The sequence below is a fragment of the Hyunsoonleella jejuensis genome (assembly GCF_900111025.1).
Classification (GTDB): domain Bacteria; phylum Bacteroidota; class Bacteroidia; order Flavobacteriales; family Flavobacteriaceae; genus Jejuia; species Jejuia jejuensis.
The window spans coordinates 582,899-606,840 of the sequence record NZ_FOFN01000002.1 but is presented as its reverse complement, the minus strand read 5'-3'; the positions used below and the strand labels follow the sequence as shown (position 1 = coordinate 606,840).

The 23,942-nt window shown below is 34.9% G+C and carries 21 protein-coding genes; 10 read left to right on the top strand and 11 right to left on the bottom strand.

Features of this window, described 5'->3' with window-relative positions; genetic code table 11:
- Positions 1–19: 19 nt before the first annotated feature.
- From BMY39_RS09430 to BMY39_RS09390, 9 genes are all read right to left on the bottom strand, one after another.
- The gene (locus BMY39_RS09430) at positions 20–1,036 is read right to left on the bottom strand and encodes a rhodanese-like domain-containing protein (protein WP_092578907.1); all 1,017 of its coding nucleotides are present in this window, start codon (positions 1,034–1,036) and stop codon (positions 20–22) included.
- 27 nt (positions 1,037–1,063) lie between these two features.
- Positions 1,064–2,050, bottom strand: a complete 987-nt coding sequence (locus BMY39_RS09425) for a rhodanese-like domain-containing protein (protein WP_092578905.1) — start codon at positions 2,048–2,050, stop codon at positions 1,064–1,066.
- A gap of 310 nt (positions 2,051–2,360) precedes the next feature.
- Positions 2,361–2,975: a rhodanese-like domain-containing protein gene (locus BMY39_RS09420; protein ID WP_092578903.1), complete on the bottom strand. Its 615-nt coding sequence runs from the start codon at positions 2,973–2,975 to the stop codon at positions 2,361–2,363.
- 29 nt (positions 2,976–3,004) lie between these two features.
- Entirely contained in the window at positions 3,005–3,679 is a 675-nt protein-coding gene (locus tag BMY39_RS09415; RefSeq protein WP_092578901.1) for a rhodanese-like domain-containing protein, read from the bottom strand.
- Positions 3,680–3,698: 19 nt separating this feature from the next.
- Positions 3,699–4,289, bottom strand: coding sequence for a YeeE/YedE thiosulfate transporter family protein (locus BMY39_RS09410; RefSeq protein WP_092578899.1), 591 nt, complete (start codon positions 4,287–4,289; stop codon positions 3,699–3,701).
- A gap of 18 nt (positions 4,290–4,307) precedes the next feature.
- Entirely contained in the window at positions 4,308–4,835 is a 528-nt protein-coding gene (locus tag BMY39_RS09405; RefSeq protein ID WP_177176579.1) for a YeeE/YedE thiosulfate transporter family protein, read from the bottom strand.
- Between the two features lie 9 nt (positions 4,836–4,844).
- A complete protein-coding gene (gene nrfD / locus BMY39_RS09400; RefSeq protein WP_092578895.1) occupies positions 4,845–5,786 on the bottom strand; it encodes an NrfD/PsrC family molybdoenzyme membrane anchor subunit in 942 nt (313 codons plus the stop codon).
- Positions 5,787–5,796: 10 nt separating this feature from the next.
- Positions 5,797–6,330 carry a 4Fe-4S dicluster domain-containing protein gene (locus BMY39_RS09395; protein ID WP_092578893.1) on the bottom strand — a complete coding sequence of 178 codons (534 nt, stop codon included), beginning with the start codon at positions 6,328–6,330 and terminating at the stop codon, positions 5,797–5,799.
- On the bottom strand, positions 6,327–8,570 hold the full coding sequence (locus BMY39_RS09390; protein ID WP_092578891.1) for a molybdopterin-containing oxidoreductase family protein: 2,244 nt from the start codon (positions 8,568–8,570) through the stop codon (positions 6,327–6,329). Before BMY39_RS09390 ends, BMY39_RS09395 begins: the two co-directional genes overlap by 4 nt.
- Positions 8,571–8,734: 164 nt before the next feature.
- Here BMY39_RS09390 and BMY39_RS09385 point away from each other — a divergent pair, with 164 nt between their 5' ends.
- The 4 genes from BMY39_RS09385 (at position 8,735) to BMY39_RS09370 (ending at position 14,133) form a co-directional block, all read left to right on the top strand.
- Positions 8,735–10,636, top strand: a complete 1,902-nt coding sequence (locus BMY39_RS09385) for a hypothetical protein (RefSeq protein WP_092578889.1) — start codon at positions 8,735–8,737, stop codon at positions 10,634–10,636.
- A gap of 213 nt (positions 10,637–10,849) precedes the next feature.
- Complete coding sequence (locus tag BMY39_RS09380) at positions 10,850–11,491, top strand: carboxypeptidase-like regulatory domain-containing protein (RefSeq protein ID WP_092578887.1); 642 nt, start codon at positions 10,850–10,852, stop codon at positions 11,489–11,491.
- Positions 11,492–11,507: 16 nt separating this feature from the next.
- Positions 11,508–12,545, top strand: a complete 1,038-nt coding sequence (locus BMY39_RS09375; RefSeq protein WP_143064761.1) for a transglutaminase domain-containing protein — start codon at positions 11,508–11,510, stop codon at positions 12,543–12,545.
- A gap of 52 nt (positions 12,546–12,597) precedes the next feature.
- A complete protein-coding gene (locus BMY39_RS09370) occupies positions 12,598–14,133 on the top strand; it encodes a YifB family Mg chelatase-like AAA ATPase (RefSeq protein WP_092578883.1) in 1,536 nt (511 codons plus the stop codon).
- 68 nt (positions 14,134–14,201) lie between these two features.
- Here BMY39_RS09370 and deoC (BMY39_RS09365) read toward each other — a convergent pair whose 3' ends face one another.
- Entirely contained in the window at positions 14,202–14,867 is a 666-nt protein-coding gene (gene deoC, locus BMY39_RS09365; protein ID WP_092578881.1) for a deoxyribose-phosphate aldolase, read from the bottom strand.
- A 174-nt stretch (positions 14,868–15,041) separates the two neighbouring features.
- Here deoC (BMY39_RS09365) and BMY39_RS09360 point away from each other — a divergent pair, with 174 nt between their 5' ends.
- From BMY39_RS09360 to BMY39_RS09335, 6 genes are all read left to right on the top strand, one after another.
- Entirely contained in the window at positions 15,042–16,172 is a 1,131-nt protein-coding gene (locus BMY39_RS09360; protein WP_092579216.1) for a DUF2891 domain-containing protein, read from the top strand.
- A gap of 87 nt (positions 16,173–16,259) precedes the next feature.
- Positions 16,260–19,490, top strand: a complete 3,231-nt coding sequence (locus BMY39_RS09355) for a S41 family peptidase (protein WP_092578879.1) — start codon at positions 16,260–16,262, stop codon at positions 19,488–19,490.
- 23 nt (positions 19,491–19,513) lie between these two features.
- Positions 19,514–20,743: an Nramp family divalent metal transporter gene (locus tag BMY39_RS09350; RefSeq protein WP_092578877.1), complete on the top strand. Its 1,230-nt coding sequence runs from the start codon at positions 19,514–19,516 to the stop codon at positions 20,741–20,743.
- Entirely contained in the window at positions 20,743–21,483 is a 741-nt protein-coding gene (pxpA, locus tag BMY39_RS09345) for a 5-oxoprolinase subunit PxpA (RefSeq protein ID WP_092578875.1), read from the top strand. Before BMY39_RS09350 ends, pxpA begins: the two co-directional genes overlap by 1 nt.
- 3 nt (positions 21,484–21,486) lie before the next feature.
- Positions 21,487–22,218: a 5-oxoprolinase subunit PxpB gene (pxpB, locus tag BMY39_RS09340; protein WP_092578873.1), complete on the top strand. Its 732-nt coding sequence runs from the start codon at positions 21,487–21,489 to the stop codon at positions 22,216–22,218.
- Positions 22,211–23,065 (top strand): 5-oxoprolinase subunit C family protein, encoded by an 855-nt coding sequence (locus BMY39_RS09335; RefSeq protein ID WP_092578871.1) that lies wholly within the window; start codon positions 22,211–22,213, stop codon positions 23,063–23,065. Before pxpB ends, BMY39_RS09335 begins: the two co-directional genes overlap by 8 nt.
- On the opposite strand, the gene deoC (BMY39_RS09330) is transcribed toward BMY39_RS09335, so the two are convergent.
- Positions 23,049–23,792: a deoxyribose-phosphate aldolase gene (deoC, locus tag BMY39_RS09330; RefSeq protein WP_092578869.1), complete on the bottom strand. Its 744-nt coding sequence runs from the start codon at positions 23,790–23,792 to the stop codon at positions 23,049–23,051. The genes BMY39_RS09335 and deoC (BMY39_RS09330) overlap by 17 nt on opposite strands.
- Positions 23,793–23,942 lie beyond the last annotated feature (150 nt).

Genomic DNA, 23,942 nt, shown 5'->3' with positions numbered 1-23,942 from the left:
TCTTTTATGTTAGGGCCTATTAATTGGTAATAACTGGTAAATTTTTAGGATTTGAATCGCCTCCCCATTGGTTTGTTTTCCATGAAGGATTGGTGTTGAAAATACCATTCATACCGAATGTCATGGTGTACGCATCGTAACCTAAAACTCTTAAGCAAGCGGTCATTACTGCGGAAGTTTGACCGGTATAACAATAGGTAACAACCTTAGCATTAGGATCTGGGTCTAGGCCTAAATAAGAATCATCTCCTAGGGTTAATGGAAGTATTCTGTAGGCGCCATTAATATGTCCGAAACCTGAATAATCTGCTTCGCTAAAATAATTATTGATAAAGTACTGAGATGGATTGTTTAGCACATCAGATCCGCTTACTGTAACCGAACCAAATCCTGCAGCAACTAAAGCTTCTACGCGTTGCTTAAGGATTGCTTCACCATCTGTTAATGTTGTTGAAATTGTTGGATTATCAAATACTAATGTTGCTGGAGCACCCTGATGTGTCCAATTATTATGTCCATCTGCAAGTTTTGAACCTATCTTACCGTTCCATGGTCCTGCAGTTAAAGCGTTCCACCCAGACATCCCCCATTTAAGAGATCTTGTACTAGGGTAGCCATAAAGTCGTAACAAGGCTGTAGCATAACAAGCTGTTTGACCAGTATAGCAAACAACCAAAATTGGTTTGCTAGTGGTTGCAGCAGTAGTGAGAATATCAGAGAACGCTACATTATTCGCACCTTCAATATGTGCATTTAAAAAGTCTGCATTACTTCGTATATCCATGATGTAATATGTGTCAAGGAAGGTTTGAAGATCTGCCGCTGCTGGAGCACCGACCACAAATTTTTGATTATTTGTGTTTGTAAGAACATTGCCTATATCTAAGTTGTTTTGAGTCATGTACTCTTTTAAAAGTGTAAATGCTGGTGTGGCAACTGAACCGTTGTCATCAAGATCGTCTCCTCTGTCACATGAAGTTAGAAATAGAGCAGGAACTAATAATAATCCGATTAATAATAATGCTAATTTTTTCATGATTATATGTTTTATGGTATTGGGTTGTTATTCTATTACGGGGAACATGTTAATTTCTTTTTCAGAAAATGCGTCCCAACCTTTGGTTTTAAGGATTTCGTTCATAAATCCATTTTCGCCATAAGCTATGTTACCCATATCATACCCTAAAACACTTAGATATGCTACTAGGTAAGCTGCTTCCTGTCCTGTAGAGGTGTATAGGGCAATCTTCTTGTTGATAGGTAGTGAGGTGAGATCTGTGTCAACGAGTAAGGAAGATCCTGGTTTGTAATGAATAGCTCCAGGAATATGTCCGTTATTATATACTTCTTCATTATTATAATTTACAATGAAGTAATCGCTAGGAGTTGTAAATACAGCGTCTGGTTTTAATATAAAATCTTTATAAGGTTTAGCAAATAGTTCTTCTAATCGGGTTTTAAGAATCGCTTTAGCTTCTGTTTTTCCAGTAGCTAAAACAGGATGATTACCTGTTGCAGGTTTTGTATGTACTGTTGTTTCAAGTTGTTCTGCAAATGAGTTTTTTGTATTCTTGGTCCATGCATTATTTGCGAAATCTTCTCTCCAAGAGCTCATTCCCCATTTCAGACTGTACACATTATCAAATCCGGCTAGTCGCAATAAAGCAGAATAGTATGCAGCCGATTGACCAGAATAGCATATTAAAACTATTTTATCAAAATCTGCTGGGTTTATGCTAGTTTCAAAATAATTTAGGAGTTCGCCAGCAGGAACGTTAGCGGCATTTTTAATATGCCCATATTCGAACCAACTGTCGGTCCTTATATCAACAATTTGGTATTTAGGGTTTTTAAAATTTTTCCTAAGCTCATCGGCAGTAATTAATGGGAATTCACCTTTAATAAATTGAGTATTACTTTCCAGATAGTTTACCAAAGTATTAAATTCATCTGGAGTACTGGTAGCAAGATTATCCTCTTGTGAAAAACCGCTTGCAATAGCAGCTAACATTGTGAATAATGTCGCTAAAAATAGAACTGACTTTTTCATGTTATAATTATTTAAAATTAATTATCTTGATTAATGTAAAATTATATTCAGGGGTAACATTTTTTTATGACTTTTGTCAACTTTTGCTTATAAATACTCAGTAAGTTCTGTAACATTTGTTACCTATTAAATATGTGTTTATCAGTATTTTATACTTAAATATGCGTATGCGGTACGAAGTTCTTTTTATTATGAAAATTAAAATTTATAAGAAGCCGTTTTAGAATGGCAAAAATGGATTATTGCGTTTGTTTTCTAAATAAAAAAAAGCTACTTAATTTTTATTAAATAGCTTTTTTGAATGTGTTTTTTAACAACCTCCCTCGGGGATTTTTTTCTTCTTTTTTTGAACGGGAATAATTTTTTTTGGTGGCTGAATAATTTGTTTTGGGATCACTTTTACTTCTGATTTTTTTACAGATTCATCTATAAAAGACCTAATATCTGTTTTTAGTTTTTCAACTTCAGAATTTTGAGAGACAAGTTTGTTTTGAGAATAACTATTTTCAATGGCCAAAAGTTTTAAATTATCATAACCTAATTGAAACAAAAACATAAAAGCTACATTTGCTTCTTGTGGGTTGTTGCCGTAAAGTAAGACTGTTTTGTTTGATGCTTTTAGCTCTTTAAATAAAGCTGAATTCTGTTCATTTAAAATTTCGGGAGTATGAATATTGATAGCATTTGCTAGATGGCCTTTTTCAAACTCGATAGGACTTCTTACATCTACTATAACATGATTAGGATTTTTTATAGCCTCTAATGTTACAAGAACATCAGTATTAGTAATATTTTCTAATGTTTTTTGAGTATTTATCGCATATATGTGTTTTGGACGTTTATAGGTTAAAAGACCGATTAAAATAGCTAATATAAATAGTGTTGACGCTATTGAGATACGCTTTGTTTTTTCTAATTCTTTCATGCTTAAATAGTTTTATAATGATAAACACCTTAACAACCACCCTCAATAGGCATTTTTTTCTTTTTTTTCTTCGGAATTATTGTTTTTACCACATTTGTGGTCTTTTTTGTCTTAGAGGTAACAGGTTGTTTTTGAATTATCTTTGGATATGCCACACCAAAATACATACTTGCAGCTTTACGAAACGCGTATGTTTCAAACGAGTTAGAAGCCATGTTTTCTGTTGGTTCTTTTGGATTTATTATGGTGTTGAACCAATTATTAATTCCACCTTTTAATACGTGAAGGTTTTTGTAATTTTTTCTACTGCACAACAACCATGCTTGGTCTGAGTAGAAATTGTCATTAGAAAATAGGATGACATCAAATTGGTCTTGATCTAAATAAGGTTCTGAATCTGCGTTAAAAATATTTTTTAAAGGTATATTCACCGCATTTGGTAAGCTATACGTTTTAAAGTCTTTTTCGTCTCTAACATCAATTAATAATAAAGAAGGGTCTTGGTTAATTATTCTATCAGCAAGCTCATCAGTGGTTATATAGCGTTCAGGGCTAATTACATGCTTTAACAATTGTTCGGGGCTAATGCCTTCTTGCTTTTCGTATTTAGGTAACAATACTAAACCACCCGCCAACACCAATAGTATGGACGCAAGAATTATATACCTAAAAGACAAAAATTTAACTAATTTTCTATTTACCATAATTGTGTAATTTTAGTTATTAGTAAAAGACTTTTTTCACACGTTTACGAATCATGTCTGTTACCACAAACATTATAATAGCCACTATTGTTAAAAGGAATACAAACCAATAGGGGTTTATTCCCAAAGAATCGATTAAGGTAATATTTCCTTGAAAGTAGCCATTGTATATGGGTTCAAAAAGTGGATATAATTCTGAAAATATAAAGACTCCAACCATAATGCCAATAACGTTAACTATAGCATCTATTTTGCCAATAGCTACTGCCGACAAACTAGTTCCCGGACAAAATCCTCCAGCTACAAATCCTATGCCCATTATAGCGCCTCCAATAATAGCGCCCCATAAATATGTAGGATGAACATATAAACTATTCATATCTATATAACCTAAATAATCCATATATAAGAGCCCAATTAACGATACTACCGCAGCTGTAAAAAACACTTTTAATACAGCGAAATCATAACCATAAAACGTACCAGCTAATTTTCTAGAAGATGAGAAGCCCGAAGATTCTAATATAAATCCAAATAGTATTCCTATAATAATGGCTATTATACCGCTCCATTCAAATGAAATTAAATCGTTAGGAATTAATGGTCCCATAAGTTTGTTTTTTAAATTTTAAATCCAGTTTTTTCTAAAGAAATATGCAAACAAGAATGCAGTGCCAAAAATGGAAAGCATGGTAATAAAACCACCGGTTGACAATACAGCCATACCACTTAAAGCAGCACCACTGGTGCAACCTCTTGCTATTTGGGCTCCAATTCCAAAAAGAATGCCACCACTTAAGGCAAAAATTAATCTACGTCTTTTGGTAATTTTTGGAGAGTGTTGTACGCGCCATCCAATTCTTCCAGATAAAGATCCAGAAATAAATGCGCCTATTAAAACGCCTATGGTTTCGAATACCAACCAGTTATTCATGGGAGATTCACCATCGTTTACAAACCTGCTGTAGTATGAATTGTTCTCTACATGTGTGGGGGATGTTGCATTTACTATGGTAACTACACCGCTTTTCATGGCGCCACTTGCTCCTAAGCCTCTGCCAGTTATAAAAAATGTGAGAATGATTAATATTCCGAGAAGAAACCCTCCAAAATATGGATTCCAATAGACGTGTTTGTTTTGTTTTTTTTCTTTCATAATCTTTATCTAATAAAGGTATCTTGTTATTTGTCCTGCTTCTACCATTACAAATCTGAATATTAATCCGCCAATTAGAATGAGTATAGCTGGTATTGCAACCGGTACTTTAAACCCTTTTATTTCTAAGGCTTCGAGTATGCCAGGAACAATCAAACCAAGTATAACAACAAAACCAAAAAACATTAATGTAAACTCGCCACCTATTAATAGATGCATAGCATCTAATTGTACTTCAGAACCTGCGTACATGCCCATGATCATATGAACAATAAGCCCTAATTCTATTATTACTAATGCTAAGTCTATCTTACTAAACAAGTGTCTTTCTTTTGTGGTTTTAGCTAAGAGAATAATGGTAGCAGCTCCAGTTGATAGGCCTGAGGTTAAGAACAGTGGCCCTAAAATGGCGTTATTCCATAAAGGTCTTGCATTAAAGGCAGACAGTAAAATTCCAGTATAAACACCTAAAATTATTGATAAGGGTACCAATGCATAGGCCATATTCTTGCGATTTGTCTTCAAGAATTTTTCAAATTTCTTAAGAAACTTAAACTTTAGTTTCCATTTCGGAAATAATTCGGAATAATAGCTAAACACCCACATAAAAGATAATGGTGTAGTAATTAGTAGTACCCACGCACCCCACGACATTGGCGATTCTAAACGAATTGTTGTGTACAATTGCCAAGTATATAATGGGTGTGTTAAATCGTAGACCAAAGCTAATAGTCCCAATGTTAACGCTATTGGGGGCACTAAAGACGCATATTTAACTGTTGTAGGGTAGTCTTTCTCTTTGCCTAAGATGGTAACTACACCTGCAAAGAATAATATACCTGCGGCTAGCCCACCTAAGAAAAGATAAAGGGAAATGGGCCAATGCCAAATTTCTAGTGAAGGATCTATATTAGGAATATTTCTTCCGCTAACGAAAATTTCTTCTTGCATAATCTTAATATTAAATTAAATAGTATACCTGCGGTTTAGTTCCAGCTTCTGGCGCTAGGGTTTTCCACTTTCTGTTTTTTAATAATCTTGATACGTCACTGTTTGGGTTGTCTAAATCTCCAAAATACATACACTTCGTAGGACAAACTGCTACACATGCTGGTAGCTGGCCTTTTTCTAATCTGTGGTGGCAAAAGGTACACTTATCTACATACCCATCTGGATGCTGGTATCTTGCATCGTAAGGACAGGATTCTATACAGGCACCACAACCTATACATTCATTTGCGGTTACTAAAACAATACCACCTTTAACAATATGGCTTGCGCCAGTAGGGCAGCACCTTACACAAGGAGCGTTTTCACAATGGTTGCAACGTTCTGATTTTAGCTCCAACTCAATATTGGGATAGGCGCCGCTTACAGTTTCTGTAATCCAGTCTCTACAATATCCAATAGGAACATCGTTTTCTGTTTGACACGCAACCACACAATCACTACATCCAACACATTTTAATGTGTCTATAACCATGGCATATCTCATATTTCTATAGTTTTATGTGGATCTTGGGTTAAAATCTCAACAAAGTTGCCTCTCATTCCTGTTCCTCCCATAATGGGATCAATAGCAACTTTGCTTATCATTTGAGTATCGTTTATGCCTTTGCCAAAAGCTCTTGTTAACTTTTTATTATCATGTCCAAAACCATGAACCATATAAACAGAATCCCAACGAATACGTTCGGTAACTCTAACTTTTATAGAGAAAGTAGAGGTGATTTTATCTTGATTTCTTAACCAAACAGATTGTCCTGTTTTTAAACCCATAATTCTTGCAACTTTTGGGTTTACCCAAAGATTATTTTCACTTTTTAAATCGTTTAAATTAGGATTGTTAGCTGTTCTACTAAAAGTGTGCATAGGTGCTCTACCGTAATTTAATCTATAAAACCCTTGAGGGGGTTCTGGATGCTTGGTATAAACAGGCAGCGGATCGAATCCTAAACTTTTTAATTCTTTGGAGTACAATTCAATTTTGCCACTTTCAGTTGGAAACTCGTAGGTTTTATTTTCGTCTAAATATAACGGTCCAGAGGTACGGGGGAAATGCTTCACTCCAATCTTTTTCATTTCTTCTAACGAAGTTCCCATTTTATTCAATTGCCATTCAATTACTTCTTCGTAATCATCATATTTAAAATACTCGCCTAAACCGATGCGTTCACCAATTTGTTTGGCAACCCACCAACCAGGTTTAGAATCATATTTTGGTGGTACAGCAGGAACTCTCACGGCAATAGAAGGAGTTCTGTTCGTTGCAGAACGAATACCATCATAACGTTCTAAATAAGTACATTCGGGCAACACAACATCTGCATAACCAGTAACATCCATAGGCATGGTATCCATAACTACTACGAACTCAAGATTATCCATAGCCTCTTCTAAGAGTTTTTTATTTGGAATAGATTTTGTAATGTTTGTACCCGCAATCATCATAGCTTTTACGGGATATTTATTACCATCACTTGGGATGGCACATTTAATAACTTCAGTTGTTATTCCCATTTGCGCGAGCGGATATTTTTCACCAATATCTTTCCAATCCCATTTTGGGTGTGGATATTCTGGATGCGGAAATTTAGGTACCTTAATGCTTTCTTTAAAGTAGAAGCCGCCTCGTCGTCCCCAAGAGCCTAATAACCCATTTAAAATTGCCACAGCTCTTGCTCGCTGTGTGTCATCTCCATACCAACTTACATGGCGTCCAGGATGAATAATAACAGCAGGAGCTGCATATGCCATTTCTCTTGCAGTTTTTCTAATCATTTCTGGTTTAATAGTTGTTATGCCATAGGCCCATTCTGGGGTGAAGTTTAAGACGTGATCTTTTAACTCATTAAATCCGGTAGTATATTTTTTTACATAGTCCTTGTCGTATAAACCTTCTTTAATTATTACATGCATCCAAGCCAACATTAGGGCAATATCTGTAGCTGGTTTAATAGCTAACCAATGTTGAGATTTGCTTGCTGCTGTTGAAAATCTTGGATCTACAGTAATTATTGTTGCTCCATTATCAATAGCATCAGACATTTCTTGTACTTGAGTATTGTGCATATTTTCACCAATATGAGAACCAATGAGTACAAGACATTTAGTATCACGAATATCTGTAGGTTCTGGAGAGCCCACCCACGAACCATAAGTTAAAGCAAAACCAGCCTCTCTTGGGCCTCTGCATTGCGCATAAGCAGGTTCAGCAATGGTATCAGACCCATAGGCTTTAAATAAATGTTCTAAATGTTTTCCTGGAGAACCATGTTTTAATAAAGCAAAAGATTCTGCTCCATAAGCATCTTTAATATGTTTGAATTTTGAAGCAATTACATCTAATGCTTCATCCCAACTTGCCTCTCTAAAGGTTTCTTCGCCATCAACAACTGTTCTAATTAATGGTTTTTTAAGTCTATCTTCATCAGAATACATTCCAACACCGCCAGTTCCCCTAGGGCATAGTCGCCCATAACAATGTGGGTCTGTATCATTTCCAATAATCTTCTTTATATCACCACTTGTATCCGTATATGCCCAAGCTGCGCATTTCCAGAAACATACCTCACAATATGTAGCAGATCTAACAAGTTTTCTGGCTACATTTTCTTTAATGGCGGCATCTAATAAAGGGTTTGATGAAAATAGTTGATATACTGTTGAAGTTGTTGCTAAACCTCCTAAACCTAATGCAGAAATCTTTATAAATTTTCGTCTGGAAGAGACCATAATCCTATTTATTTTTCAGGCTTAAATATATTTTTAAATCTGCTATATAATTATGATAAATGTCATAAAATCAAGTATTTATATGTTACTTTTGTTACATAAGCTTTGTGTGTATTAAAGTATTTAATGCTAGAAATATTGTAAATTTGGGCAATTACTTGATAATGAATAAAAAAGTATATTCCAGATGGGTTTTTGCTATTGCTATTTTACTATTTGCAATGCTTTTTTTAATTAGAAATAAAGTATTTTTAAAATCTCCTGTTTTTAAAGATGCTGTTTATTCCAATGTTGAATTAGTGGTAGGCGAATCTTGTTTAGAATGTCATCAAAATACCAAAGGCTATTCAAAGTATCATAATCCAGAATTTATAGGTTGTGCGAGTTGTCATTTAGGAAATAAAGCATCATTCGATAAAACCAGTGCACATAAAGGCATGGTTTTGGTGCCTGGTAATTTATTAGATGCCAAAGAAACTTGCGGTAAATGTCATCCAAATGAGTTACATAAAATTAAAAAATCATTGATGACTACAAATAGTGGTATTGTTGCTGTTAATAAATTTATTTTTGGTGAAGCCGATAGTTTAAATTATCACTATCATATAAAGGATTTACAATATTCTGCTGCCGATAAGCACCTGAGAGATTTATGTGCCAATTGCCATTTGGGGGCACAAAAAACATCATATGGTGAAATAAATCAACTAAGTAGAGGGGGAGGATGCAATGCGTGCCATCTTAACTATTCTAATGATGCTAAAAAAGACCTTAAACAATATTTGGTTTCAAATAAAACCGAATTACCACAATTTCATCCTTCAACAGATATTTTTGTTAATGACACGCATTGTTTTGGTTGCCATAGTCGTTCTAGTAGAATTTCTACTAATTATTTAGGTTTACAAGAAACCTTATTAGAAGAAGATGAGGTAATTAATAGGTCAGACTACTCTGTATTGGAAGATAAAAGAGTTTATAAACATTTAGAGGAAGATGTGCATCATGCAAAAGGTTTGTTGTGTATAGATTGTCATTCATCTCATGAAGTTATGGGTAACGGTTTAAGTTATGCTCATGAAGAAGAAGCTGTTACTTTGCAATGCAGTGATTGCCATTTTAAGGAAAAACCAAATACAATTCCTTATGATTCATTAGATAGAGAAAGTATGTTGGTGTTTTTACATCGTGATTACACACATACCGATAAGCAAATAATAGCTGTTGAAAAAGATGGACATCCGTTGGTAAATACATTTGTAGACTCAACTGGTAACGCTTTTTTAATTGGAAAAAACGATAATAATTTACATAAGTTGAAACCACAGTCCGATGTTTGCTCTAGAGACTATGCGCATAAAAATGTGAGTTGTAGTGCGTGCCATTCGTCTTGGACTTCTCGTTGTATAGGTTGCCATAATCAATTTGATAGTAAGGAGCCCAATGGTTACGATTTGTTAGAAAAAAAATATGTAAAAGGGGCATGGAAGGAATACGTAGCAGAATTTTCGTCTTCACAACCAGCTCTAGGGGTAAGAGTGTATAAAGAAAAAAACGTTATTGAACCAGCTATACCAGGCATGATTTTAACTATTGACAAAGGAAGTTATGTTGGTAAGCCAGATAGTGATGTTTCTTTTCATAGATTGTATGCGCCAAATTCGCCTCATACAACTACTAAGACCGTGCGCGACTGTAAATCGTGTCATGCCAATTCAGCTACTTTAGGTTATGGTAATGGTACATTGGTTTATAAAATTAGTAATGGTAAAGGCACATGGGTATTTACTCCAGAATATGCCTTAAATCCAAATGATAACTTACCAGAAGATGCTTGGGTACCGTTTTTAAAAAATGTAGATAAAAATGTTGTTAATTCTACTAGAGAAAATTTTAGGCCATTTACGGTAGAAGAGCAAAAAAAGATCCTTCTTATTGGCGCTTGTTTACAATGTCATAAAGATAATTCTAAAGTTATGCAGCGAACTATAGAACTTGGTATAATTCCTGTTCTAAAAGAGGTTGGCGAATCTTGTGTATTGCCAAATAACAAATTCTACTTTTAATTTATTTACATATGAAGATTTCATATTCATTTCTCTAGACATTAACTTAGAGCATAAAATGGAGCCGTTATTCTTAGTGGTTTAATACCGTTTTACGGATTAAGGACTAATTAAAAACATAGTTTACTCATTCATACATGTAGTTCCCTAAAACTTGATAGGTTTAATCTCTCGTTATATATAGTTTCGAGATATCTTAAACATATACATATCATGAAACAACATTTAAACATTTCAATTAGTAAACCTTGTTCGGGAAATTTTAGTAAATTCGAAAAGACAGATGGAGGCGCATTCTGTAACTTATGCCAAAAAGAAGTGATTGATTTCAGGCACATGCCTGACAAAGCATTGTTAGATTATTTACAAAGCAAAAAAGAAAATACCTGTGGCGTATTTAAATCATCTCAACTAAAAAGAACTACGAAATCTCAAAAATTGAAAGGAAGTAAATTCACATTTTTAAGAGTTGCTGCTCTTGCGGTTTTTTCATTAGTGTCATTGCACACGTTTCATGCTCAAGAAAATTCTTCAAATAAAGCTGTTCAGAAAGAAGTGGTGCAAGATAATTTGTTAAGCGGTGTTGTTTTAGATGAATCTGGTCCGCTTGCAGGCGCAAATATTCTATTGAAAGGTACACGAATTGGTGCAACAGCAGATTTTGATGGTAAGTTTAAATTTCCGAAAGTATTAAAAGAAGGTGATGTACTCTTGGTGAGTTATATTGGTTATGAAACGCAAAAATTTGTCATTAAAAAAGGACAAAAATTTTTAAAGGTTGAGTTGACTGGTGATGACATCGATTTGATGGGTGAAGTTGAAGTTAATGAAGTATATAGCTCAAAAAAAAGCTAAATAACTACTTGTTTTGATGAAGCGATTATTCCCAATACTACTCTCGCTTTTATGCTTTCATGTGAATGCACAAAAATCTAATTTTAAGCATATAGATTTCACAAAAGCAGATAGTATCGCAAAGTCTTATAGTAAAGCTTCATTACGCAACATGCCGTTATTGGTACACAATCTTACGCATAATTTAAACACCCAAGTGGAGCAATTTAGGGCAATTCATACTTGGGTGTGTTTTAATATTGAAAGCGACCATTATTTTAGTGAAGCTACACTTAAAAAGCGCAGACAATTATACAATAATGTTTCTGCTCTCGAAAAATGGAACACCAAACAACAAGCTAAAGTATTTAATAGGTTGGTAAGGGATAAAAAATCGATTTGTTCAGGGTATGCTTATATTTTGAAAGCATTAACCAATCTTGCTGATATTGAATGTGAAATTGTAGATGGGTATGCGCGTACTGTGAGAACGAATGTAAATACTGTTGATTTCCCAAATCATTCATGGAATGTGGTAAAACTTAATGATAAATGGTACTTCGCCGACACCACCCAAGCTAGTGGTTTTTATAATTTAGATGAAGAAGAATTCGTTAAAGATTATATTGAAGGCTATTTTTTGGCGTCGCCGGAACTCTTTAGTAAAAATCATTTTCCACTAAAGAAAGAATGGCAGCTTTTAGATGAAAAACCTACATTAGAAGCATTTATAAAAGCACCAATAATATACCGTGATACTTATAAACATAGTTTAATTCCTATTATGCCCAATACTTTAGTAACAGATATAGAGGTTGGGGATACTGTGATGTTTGAGTTTGAGATTTTAAATGAAGCACCAATAAAAGATATTACGCTAGTGTTTAGTGGTGGTTTACGTTATAAGACCATAACCCCAACAAAGAAAAATTATAAAAATGGTAATTTAGAAATAGCGTATCAATTTAATAAAAAAGGACATTATGATGTGCATGCAAAAGTGAGAAAAGACGTAGTGTTGTCTTATACCATTAAGGTGTCAAAACCTAGAACTTTTGTTGCGGAGAATTTCTAAATCATTTCTAAATTCAAATACATTTCTTACATTTAGGCTGTAAAGAAAGAATATGCTTAAAAAAGTTTTTGCTAGCGCTGTATTTGGTGTAGAAGCTTCTACCGTAACTGTAGAAGTAAATGTAGATAAAGGTGTGGGTTATCATTTAGTCGGGCTTCCAGATAATGCCATAAAAGAAAGTAATTTTAGAATAGCTGCTGCACTTCAGAATAACGGCTATAGAATACCAGGAAAGAAAATAATTATCAATATGTCGCCTGCTGATTTACGTAAAGAGGGCAGCGCTTACGATTTAACTTTGGCTATTGGTATTTTGGCATCTTCTAGTCAAATAAAAGCTGAAAATTTAGAGCAATATTTAATAATGGGTGAGTTGTCTCTCGATGGTACATTGCAACCCATAAAAGGGGCATTGCCCATTGCTGTAAAAGCTAGGGCAGAAGGTTTTAAAGGGTTTATTTTACCATCAGCAAATGCGAAAGAAGCGGCCATTGTGAATGACTTAGAAGTATATGGCGTTGATAATATAAAGCAGGTCATCAACTATTTTGATAAAGGCGAACCTTTAGAGCAAACCATTATAGATACCCGAAAAGAGTTTGAAAAAAACTTGAATTATCCAGAGTTTGATTTTTCTGATGTAAAAGGGCAAGAAGGTATTAAGCGCTGTATGGAAATTGCTGCAGCTGGAGGTCATAATATCATTTTAATCGGACCACCAGGGGCAGGAAAAACCATGTTGGCGAAACGCTTACCCAGTATTTTACCTCCTATGACGTTACATGAAGCTTTGGAAACTACAAAAATACATTCTGTAGTGGGGCGGGTAAAAGATACCGGATTGATGGCGCAACGCCCGTTTCGAAGTCCTCATCATACTATATCTAATGTAGCACTTGTTGGTGGTGGAAGTTATCCGCAACCGGGAGAAATCTCTCTATCGCATAATGGTGTGTTGTTTTTAGATGAATTACCAGAATTTAAGCGTGAAGTTTTGGAAGTGATGCGTCAACCGTTAGAAGATAGGGAAGTAACGATTTCCAGAGCGAAATTTACAGTAACCTATCCATCATCGTTTATGTTGGTGGCGAGTATGAACCCAAGTCCAGGAGGCTATTTTAACGATCCAGATGCGCCAGTTACCTCAAGTCCAGCTGAAATGCAACGCTATTTAGGAAAGATTTCTGGTCCGTTATTAGATAGAATCGATATTCATATAGAAGTAACACCTGTGCCATTCGATAAATTGAGTGATGATAGAAAAGGGGAAACCTCAGTAGATATTAGAAATCGAGTAACTGCAGCAAGGGACATACAGAGTAAACGCTTTGCAGATTCTGAAACGGTACATTATAATGCACAAATGAATGTGAAGCAAATTCGAAAACATTGTGTTTTGGATAATGCTTCAAAAGAGCTTTTAAAAACAGCTATGGAGCGATTGAATTTATCCGCTAGAGCCTATGATAGGATTTTGAAAGTTTCAAGAACGATTGCTGATTTGGAAGGTTCTGAAAACGTTAATGGATCACATATTAGTGAGGCGATTCAGTATCGTAGTTTGGATCGTGAGGGGTGGTTGGGGTAAATCTCTTTTTGAATAGGTTTTTTCACCTGATAGCGACTGACAAGTGCTATGTCGAAACGCATCCGTTTTTAATACTCCGAATCAGATGTTCCACCTTTAACAATAGCAATCCCAGATGACGTACCCAAACGGTCTACTCCTAAATTAATATATTCTAATGCGGTTTTGGTGTCTCTTATACCTCCCGAAGCTTTAATTTTCACACAACCTTTGCATACGCTTTTCATAAGTTTTACATCGTGCACTGATGCGCCTCTTGTTCCAAATCCAGTTGATGTTTTTATAAAATCTGCACCACTTTGTATGGCTAATTCACTGGCTTTAATAATTTCAATGTCCTCTAAATAGCAAGTTTCTAGTATAACTTTTAAGGTGGTATTAGGTAATTGTTTTTTTACAGCTTCAATATCTTTCCAAACACTATCAAAATCTTTACTTTTTAAGAGTCCGATGTTCATTACCATATCAATTTCATCTGCGCCTTCTTCAACGGCTGTTTTAGCTTCAAAAACTTTTGTTTTGGTACTTGTGGCTCCTAAAGGGAATCCTACTACAGCGCAAACTTTTACAGTAGTGTCTTTTAATTGATTTTGTGCTAATGGCACATAAGCACTATTAACACATACCGAAAAAAAGTTATGTGCTTTTGCCTCTTCGCAAAGGTTTATAATTTCTTGCGTTGTAGCATTGGCTTTAAGAAGTGTGTGGTCTATATAACGGTTTAATGGTTTCATAAAAATGTGTTTGCTTTTTACAAAGTTATCTATTTAGTTGTATTGAAGTTTATCGTTAGAAGAGATATTCAATACAAAAACAGCGAAGTTCAAAAAAAAGGTTATTGTATAATAATTTGCTAAATATCAATAGGTAAGGTACATTTGGCATGTTTAAAACTTTAGGGTATGGCTATGAAATACTATTTTTATATTGTCTTAGTTGCATTTTTGTGTGGTTGTAATTCCTCAAATAAGAGCGAAAAAGAGAATAAACTGGATAATATGTATCTCAATATAAATTCTGAACTAAGTACAGAAACCCCAAAATTAGATTTAGAACAGGCTCAAAAGCTTGCGGAATTACCGTTGCACTGTATAAATATTGAGTATCCAAACCGTTTATCACAAACATTGGGTGGTGATGAAGATTTAAAATCACCTACACAATTACATCCTGCATTTTACGGCTGTTTCGACTGGCATTCATCGGTGCACGGGCACTGGAGTTTAGTAAGTTTGTTAAAATCGTTTCCAAATCTGGTTAATGCAGATGAGATAAAACAACGTTTGCTTTATAATATTTCAAAAGAAAACATTCAAGCAGAGGTGGGGTATTTCCATGGAAAACACAACAAATCTTACGAACGCACGTATGGTTGGGCTTGGTTGCTTAAACTAGCAGAAGAACTGCATGCTTGGGATGATGAAACAGCGCGGATTTTAGAAGCAAGTTTACAACCGTTAACGGATTTAATTGTTGAAAAATACATTGAATTTTTACCGAAATTAAATTACCCGCAGCGTGTAGGAACCCATACCAATACTGCGTTTGGCTTATCATTTGCCTATGATTATGCGGAAACGTTAAATGATGAGGCTCTAAAGAATGCGATTAAGGATAGGGCTCTATATTTCTATGAAACAGATGAAAATTGTCCGATTACTTGGGAACCAAGCGGAAGTGATTTTTTATCGCCATGTCTTGAAGAAGCGGCCTTAATAAAACGTTTAATACCATTGGAAGATTATAAAGTCTGGTTAAATAATTTTTTACCTCAATTAAAAAATAAAGATTTTAATATTGAAGTAGGCGTAGTTTCAGATAGAACCGATGGGCATTTGGTACATTTAGACGGTGTTAATTTTTCACGTGCTTGGAACTTATATAAAATTGCCGATGGTTTACCTGAATACGGACATTTAAAAACAGTGGCAAATCAACATATTAATTATTCGCTTCCTAGTATTTTTGGTGATGATTACATGGGCGGACACTGGTTGGGTAGTTTTGCTATTTATGCTCTAAATAGTTCTAAATTGTAATAATATTTTGTTAAACAGTATTAATCTGTTGTTCATATAGGTAATGAAGTTTTATTTTTATGGTTTTAATTTAAATAGCCTATAAAAATGAAATTAAACTCTACGTTTTTAGCATTTTCAATTTTTGCATGTGTAAGTTTAGGTTTTTCTCAAAACCCTTTAATCAATTATCCAGCTGTAAGTCCGGACGGACAAACCATTGCCTTCAATTATCAAGGCGATATTTGGACGGCAACCATTAATGGACAAAATCCCAAACGACTAACAGTTCATGAAGCTTACGATACCAAGCCGGTTTGGAGTGCCGATGGTAAGTCTATTGCATTCATCAGTGAGCGATTTGGAAATAACGATGTTTTTGTAATGCCGGCTATTGGTGGCGCACCAAAACGATTAACATACCATTCTACTTCGGATATTGTAACTGATTACACCTCTAATGGAGATATTGTTTTTTCAACACGCAGAAATTTTGTGCAAGTAGAGCGCGAGTACGAAACACATATTGTAAATGAAAAAGGAGGTACGCCAAAACGATATTTAGATGCTACAGGTTTTGATGCTGCACTTTCGCCTAATGGCAAGTTTGTAGTATTTGTAAAGGGAAGTTGTAGGCTGGAACGGGAAGCCTACAGGGGGCCGGCAAACAGGGATATTTGGTTATATAATATTAAAAATGATAGTTATACGAAACTAACAGATTACGATGGTAACGATTTTTACCCGCAATGGGGAGACAATAATACCATTTACTTTCAATCGTCTAGAAGCGGAAAATACAACGTTCATAAATTGAATATAAATGATAGTGGTGCTTTAAAAGGTGAGATTTCACAAGTTACTAGCTTTTCCGACATGGGTATGTTTTCATTTCAAATTAGTAGGAATGGAAAAGATATTATAGCTGTAAAAGGTAATAAGGTGTTCTTGATTAATGCTGCTACAGCAAATCAAAAAGAGATAAATATCAACATTGCTTCAGATTATAGATTTAATCCCGTTGTACATAAAACGTATAGTAGCGATGTTGATGATATTGCCATTTCGCCTAACGGAAATTATGCCGCAATTACTATAAGAGGTGAAATTTTTATCCGTGAAACTTCAAAAGATAAAAAACGAACTGTAAACCTAACAAGATCTTCTTTTAGAGATACGAATGCCACCTGGTTGAACGATAGCACACTCCTTTTCGTTTCGGATAGGGATGGACAAAAAGATGTCTACATGGTAACATCTGATAATGAAAATGAATCAGATTTATTTAAAACCCTGAAGCATAAAATCGAGAGGATTACTAAGACCGAAGCGGATGAGGACAACTTGGTGATGTCTCCCGACGGTAAAGCAATAGCATACAATTTAGGAAGAGGGCAATTGGTAGTTGCGAATATTGATAATAAAGGAAAGCTTTCCAATAAAAAAACACTGTTAGATGGTTGGGCAACGGCAAACGGTGTGGCTTGGTCTCCAGATTCTAAATGGCTAGCCTATAGTTTAAGTGATTTGGATTTTAATTCTGAAATTTATATTCATAAAGCTGATAATAGCCAAAAACCAGTAAATATTTCAATGCACCCAAAACAAGACAGAAGTCCTGTTTGGAGTCCAGATGGTAAAAAACTGATGTTTTCTTCAAATAGAAACAATAGTGATTACGATGTTTGGTTTACATGGTTAACAAAAGCTGATTGGGAAAAGACTTCTCAAGATTGGGAGGAAGATACCGATGATAGCAAGGACAAAAAAGAAGATAAAAAAGAAGACAAAGACAAAAAGGATAAAACACCAAAAGTAAAGGATGTTGTTATTGATTTTGATGATATTCACGAGCGCCAAGTTCAGGTAACTTCTTTTGTAGGAGGTGAGTTTGGTTTGTTATTTTCAAAAGATTCTAAAACTATTTATTATTATACCGGAAATGGGAGTAGAGGAGATGCTGAAGTAGAGTCTGATTTATTCAAAGTAAAATGGGACGGAAAAGATAAAAAGGCGCTTACTACGAATAGTACAAGACCTTCAAATGTCACATCAGATAAAAAACTATCTAAAATTTATCTAACAAAAAGAGGCGGTAGTTTATCAAGTATCAATATGTCTAACGATAAAATGGAGTCTTTATCATTTTCTGCTAAACTAGATATTGATTACAATGTAGAGTCTCAGCAAATATTTAATGAAGCTTGGAAAGCTATAAATGATGGCTTTTACGATCCGGATTTTCATGGACAGGACTGGGATAAGCTAAGAAGAACCTATGAGCCGTTGGCATTAAGCGCTTCCACCCGAAGTGATTTTCAGACTATTTTTAATTGGATGCTTGGGCAAATTAATGCGAGCCACATGGGCTTGTATCGTGTTGAAACACGAGAAGATTTACAACCCGAAAGGACAGGGTTATTGGGTGTAGAACTGGAGCCAACCTCAAATGGAAAGTTGAAAGTAGTTTCTGTAGTACCCGGAATGCCTGCAGATAGGGTTGCTAGCCAAATACAATTAGGTGATATTATAATGTCTGTTAATGGAAATGATTTAACTGCATCCTCAAACATATATGAATTTTTACAAGGTACGGCGAACGAAAAAATCTATTTAGAGATAACTCGTGGAGGCACTTCAAAAGAAATTGTAATACGACCACAATATAGTAATCGCAGTGAAAATTATAATGCTTGGGTAAAAGAGCGCAAGCGTTTAACCGATAAATACTCCAACGGTAGATTGGGCTATATTCATATTCAAGGGATGAATTGGACAAGTTTTGAGCGTTTTGAACGTGAATTGACAGCTGCAGGGCTTGGTAAGGATGGTCTTGTTATTGATGTGAGATTTAATGGTGGTGGCTGGACTACTGATTATTTAATGGCAGTATTAAATGTAAAGCAACACGCATACACTGTTCCAAGAGGTGCGGCTAAAAACCTAGAGTCTGAACATACAAAATTTATCAACCATTACCCTTATAGTGAGCGTTTGCCACTGGCATCTTGGACAAAGCCATCGATTGCTCTATGTAATCAAAATAGTTATTCAAATGCAGAAATTTTTTCACATGCTTATAAAACTCTAGATATTGGAACTTTAGTTGGAGTACCCACTTTTGGTGCGGTAATATCAACAGGTAGCGCAGGACTAATTGATGGGTCTTATGTAAGAATGCCATTTAGAGGTTGGTATGTTAAGGAGACAAAATCTAACATGGAATTGGGGCCAGCAGTTCCAGATATTATAGTGTATAATAATCCAGATGACAAGGCGAAAAATTCAGATACTCAACTTAAAAAAGCAGTTGAGGAATTATTGAGCCAGTTAAAATAGTATATTTAAGAAACCATTTTAGCTTGAAAAACTTTTTTAAAAATATTGGACCTGGGCCATTGCTAGCAGCAGCTTTCATTGGCCCAGGAACAGTTACGGTCTGTACGCTTTCGGGTGTGCAGTTTGGTTATGTATTGCTATGGGCCATGGTGCTGTCGGTTATCGCTACCATTGTACTTCAAGAGATGACAGCAAGATTGGGGTTGGTAACTCAAAAAGGCTTATCTGAGGTTCTTCGTCAAGAAATTAAAACACCATTTCTAAAATTTTTATCAATTGCCTTAGTACTTTCAGCCATAGTTATTGGAAATGCGGCTTATGAAGGAGGTAACATTGGTGGAGGCGTTTTGGGGTTAGAAACTATATTTGGAACGTCAAATATACGCTTAGGTGCTTTTCAATTAAACGGTTTTAGCTTTCTCATTGGAATTATTGCTTTCATATTATTGTATTTAGGCAATTACAAAGTATTAGAACGTGCCCTAATAGCTTTAGTAATATTGATGAGTTTAGCATTTATAGTTACGGCAATCTTAACTAAACCAGATATTTCTCAATTATTTAAAGGCGCGCTACTACCGCAATTCCCTAACGGGAGTACATTGTTAATTATAGCTTTAATTGGCACAACAGTAGTACCTTATAACCTCTTTTTGCATGCCTCGCTAGTAAAAGAGAAATGGAGAAGCATTGAGGATTTAGGGTATGCAAGAAAAGATACATTCATAGCTATTATTTTAGGAGGGTTAGTATCTATGAGTGTTATCGTGTCCGCTACATCAATCTCAAATGGGCAAATTAATAACGCAGCAGACTTAGCTTTAGGTTTAGAACCGTTATTTGGTAGTTTTTCAAAATATTTTTTAGCTATTGGATTATTTGCTGCAGGCATCACCAGCGCTATTACCGCACCTTTGGCGGCTGCATATGTTGCTACAGGGTGTTTAGGTTGGGATTCCAACCTTAAATCGATACGCTTTAGGTTGGTTTGGGGGTTTATTCTGGTTTTAGGAGTTTGTATATCCTCGTCAGGGTTCAAACCCATAGAAATTATTAAATTCGCACAAATAGCAAATGGTATATTGCTTCCAATAATTACTGGTTTTCTTTTATGGGTGATGAATAGAAGCGAATTATTAGGCAAATACAAAAACAGTAATTTGACTAATAGCTTCGGCGTACTTATTTTTGTAATAAGTATGCTTTTGGCCATAGCAGCTATAAACAAAGTATTTGATTTGAACCTATTTTAATGCCACAGTTTTCCATAGATATAAATGCCGATTTAGGAGAGGGCATAGGCAACGACGCACAATTGATGCCCTTTATTTCCTCATGTAACATCGCTTGTGGCGGACATGCAGGAGATGAAAACACTATGCGAACTGCAGTGCGGTTAGCGAAGCGTTATAATGTTAAAATTGGTGCACACCCGTCGTTTCCTGATGTTGAAAATTTTGGACGAATTCCTATGGAAATGCCTTGTGCAGCATTGTTTAAAACCATAGAAGATCAATTAAATAACTTAAAAGCAATTATAGAAGAAGAGCATGCTGCTTTACATCATGTGAAACCACACGGCGCGCTTTACAATATGGCAATGAAGGACAAAAATATTGCAACCGTTATAGTTGAAGTGATGAAGAGCATGCACTTACCAGTATATCTTTATGTGCCCTATAAATCTGTAATTGCAGACGTTGCCGTGCAAAATAAAATCCCCATAATCTATGAGGCCTTCGCTGATAGAAATTATAACGACGATTTAACTTTGGTTTCTAGACAAAAAGAAAATGCAGTTTTAAACGATGAAAATGAAGTATTTGAACATGTGTTTCGGATGATTTCTGAAGGAAAAGTAAAAACTGCATCGGGTAAGAAGATTGAAATAAAGGCACATACATTTTGTATTCATGGTGATAACCCCAAAGCAATTGGATTGGTCAATAGATTAGTGCATAGTTTAGAATCAAAAGATATTCTCATTCAATAATTGATGACGTTTGAGTTAATATATAAACAATTTGGAGCGTCTTCAATTCTTATGGAGTGGCCTCAGTATATTGATAAAGCTATCTTAAATGATATACTAAGGTTTAAATCAAAAATAGCGCAAAGTGATTTCTCCAATATTATGACTTTAAATCATGCCTATGCATCACTTTTAATTACTTATGATGTTTCAAACTTTGATGTTTCTTCTGAAATATTAAAGTTGAGTGATTTGTATCAATCGGCAGATGAGGTTTATGAGTCGAAACATACCCTATGGAAAATCCCTGTGTGCTATGATCAAAGTTTTGGAATTGATTTGGAATTGCTTTCAAAAGAAAAGCGCATAGACGTAGATGATGTTATTAAGATGCATTCACAAAGCGTCTACACGATTTATTTTATCGGATTTTTACCAGGCTTTTTATACCTAGGAGGTTTAGATGAGCAGCTATTTACACCAAGAAGAGCGACTCCACGATTGAAAATTGAAAAAGGCGCTGTAGCTATTGGTGGCAAACAAACAGGTGTTTATCCTAGTGAAAGCCCTGGAGGATGGAATATTATCGGAAACAGTCCAGTCCATTTTTTTGATGTTTCAAAAGCAGAACCATGTTTTGCGAAAGCTGGTGATAGTCTCCAATTTTATCCAGTAACCTTAAAAGTGTATCAGGACATTCAAACCTTAGTTGATGCTGGTATATATCAAATAGAAAGTGAGGTGCTAGATGGTTAAGGTGTTAAGCGCGGGACTTTATACAACTATTCAAGATAATGGCAGAATGGGCTATCAGCATTATGGTGTGCCAGTTTCTGGTGTAATGGATTCAAGAGCAGCAGCGATAGCAAATGCTTTGGTTGGAAACAATCAGGATGCTGCGGTTTTAGAAATTACCATGAGCGGGCCCAAATTAGTATTTGAAATTGACGCGGCTATAGCTATTACTGGAGCCAATATGAAGGCTTCAATTAATAAAAATAGGATTGAAAACAATCGCATCATTTCTATTAAGAAAGGTGATGTTTTGCGTTATGGAACCCTAGTCTCTGGGTTCAGAACTTATTTGGCAGTTTCAGGTGGTTTTAAGACTAAAGAAGTTTTAGGTAGTAAAAGCATGTATCAGGGCATAACTGAATACAGAAATTTAAAAAAGGGTGATGTATTGAATATTAATAAATCACTTACTGCTAGCCAAAAACACTTTGCAGGATTAAAAATTGATGATTCATATCTTACATCATCAACATTGGAAGTTTATCAAGGACTTGAGTTTGATAGACTGAGTGAAATTCAAAAGAAACAATTATTTAAGACTATATTTACGGTTTCAAAAGATAATAATCGGATGGCATATCAGCTTAAAGAGCCCTTTGAGAATAATCTAGAACCAATCCTTACATCATCTGTATTACCAGGAACGGTACAATTAACACCTTCTGGAAAACTAATTGTATTAATGCGGGATTGTCAAACTACAGGTGGCTATCCGAGAGTTTTACAACTTTCTGAAATGGCAATTAATACTTTAGCACAAAAGTTTACAGGCGATAAAATCAACTTTAATCTTAAAGCTCTACTTTAATATCCTTTAAGACTTCTAGGGAAACTTCACTTTTTTGAGAGGTTTCCATATAGCGTCTGTATATTTTAGAATTTCGTTTTTGCAGTGTGTCTTTCTCTGGTTTAAGAACTGAAGAAGTGCCAATTCTATCCGCACCAGCTTCTAAATATTTTACAGCAGTTTCAAAATCGCTAATACCACCAGATGCCTTGATTTTGGCACTGTCTTTAACAGTTTTTTTCATGATTTTCACTGCAGTAAACGTAGCACCTCCAGAAGCAAAACCTGTAGATGTTTTTACAAAATCGGCATTGGCATCTACTGCAATTTCACAAGCTTTAACAATTTCATTTTTGTTTAGCTCAGAAATTTCAATAATCACTTTTAACGTAGTATTGCCTATTGCCCTTTTAACGTCTGAAATATCTCTTAAAACAGAGACGTAATTACTACTTTTAAGATATCCAAGATTTATTACCATATCTATCTCTTCGGCTCCATCTGCAACAGCATTTATGGCTTCAGAAATTTTACTTTGTGTGGACATGGCGCCAAAAGGGAAACCTATAACGGTACATACTTTTACCTCGGTATCTTTTAATAATTCTTGCGCTAATTTTACGTAGCTACCATTTACGCATACCGAAAAATACTTATTTGCCTTTGCTATTTTACACACATTTATAATATCTCTTTCCGTAGCAGTTGGCTTTAAAAATGTGTAATCTATAAAGTTGGATAAATTCATAAATAAAAGTAGGTTTCCTTTAAATATTATAACTTTTTATTCTTCTTATTGGGGCGATAAGATTTGTGTGAAATTAAAAATTTAAGACAAGACAATGGGATGCCTTTATAGATTTTTATCAACAGAATAATAAACATTTAAAAGTAATAA

What these genes read in the sequence shown, in the direction of transcription:
- BMY39_RS09430 (WP_092578907.1), bottom strand. Translation starts at nt 1,036, where the DNA reads ATGAAAAAATTAGCATTATTATTAATCGGATTATTATTAGTTCCTGCT.
- BMY39_RS09425 (WP_092578905.1), bottom strand. Translation starts at nt 2,050, where the DNA reads ATGAAAAAGTCAGTTCTATTTTTAGCGACATTATTCACAATGTTAGCT.
- BMY39_RS09420 (WP_092578903.1), bottom strand. Translation starts at nt 2,975, where the DNA reads ATGAAAGAATTAGAAAAAACAAAGCGTATCTCAATAGCGTCAACACTA.
- BMY39_RS09415 (WP_092578901.1), bottom strand. Translation starts at nt 3,679, where the DNA reads ATGGTAAATAGAAAATTAGTTAAATTTTTGTCTTTTAGGTATATAATT.
- BMY39_RS09410 (WP_092578899.1), bottom strand. Translation starts at nt 4,289, where the DNA reads ATGGGACCATTAATTCCTAACGATTTAATTTCATTTGAATGGAGCGGT.
- BMY39_RS09405 (WP_177176579.1), bottom strand. Translation starts at nt 4,835, where the DNA reads ATGAAAGAAAAAAAACAAAACAAACACGTCTATTGGAATCCATATTTT.
- nrfD (WP_092578895.1), bottom strand. Translation starts at nt 5,786, where the DNA reads ATGCAAGAAGAAATTTTCGTTAGCGGAAGAAATATTCCTAATATAGAT.
- BMY39_RS09395 (WP_092578893.1), bottom strand. Translation starts at nt 6,330, where the DNA reads ATGAGATATGCCATGGTTATAGACACATTAAAATGTGTTGGATGTAGT.
- BMY39_RS09390 (WP_092578891.1), bottom strand. Translation starts at nt 8,570, where the DNA reads ATGGTCTCTTCCAGACGAAAATTTATAAAGATTTCTGCATTAGGTTTA.
- BMY39_RS09385 (WP_092578889.1), top strand. Translation starts at nt 8,735, where the DNA reads ATGAATAAAAAAGTATATTCCAGATGGGTTTTTGCTATTGCTATTTTA.
- BMY39_RS09380 (WP_092578887.1), top strand. Translation starts at nt 10,850, where the DNA reads ATGAAACAACATTTAAACATTTCAATTAGTAAACCTTGTTCGGGAAAT.
- BMY39_RS09375 (WP_143064761.1), top strand. Translation starts at nt 11,508, where the DNA reads ATGAAGCGATTATTCCCAATACTACTCTCGCTTTTATGCTTTCATGTG.
- BMY39_RS09370 (WP_092578883.1), top strand. Translation starts at nt 12,598, where the DNA reads ATGCTTAAAAAAGTTTTTGCTAGCGCTGTATTTGGTGTAGAAGCTTCT.
- deoC (WP_092578881.1), bottom strand. Translation starts at nt 14,867, where the DNA reads ATGAAACCATTAAACCGTTATATAGACCACACACTTCTTAAAGCCAAT.
- BMY39_RS09360 (WP_092579216.1), top strand. Translation starts at nt 15,042, where the DNA reads ATGAAATACTATTTTTATATTGTCTTAGTTGCATTTTTGTGTGGTTGT.
- BMY39_RS09355 (WP_092578879.1), top strand. Translation starts at nt 16,260, where the DNA reads ATGAAATTAAACTCTACGTTTTTAGCATTTTCAATTTTTGCATGTGTA.
- pxpA (WP_092578875.1), top strand. Translation starts at nt 20,743, where the DNA reads ATGCCACAGTTTTCCATAGATATAAATGCCGATTTAGGAGAGGGCATA.
- pxpB (WP_092578873.1), top strand. Translation starts at nt 21,487, where the DNA reads ATGACGTTTGAGTTAATATATAAACAATTTGGAGCGTCTTCAATTCTT.
- BMY39_RS09335 (WP_092578871.1), top strand. Translation starts at nt 22,211, where the DNA reads ATGGTTAAGGTGTTAAGCGCGGGACTTTATACAACTATTCAAGATAAT.
- deoC (WP_092578869.1), bottom strand. Translation starts at nt 23,792, where the DNA reads ATGAATTTATCCAACTTTATAGATTACACATTTTTAAAGCCAACTGCT.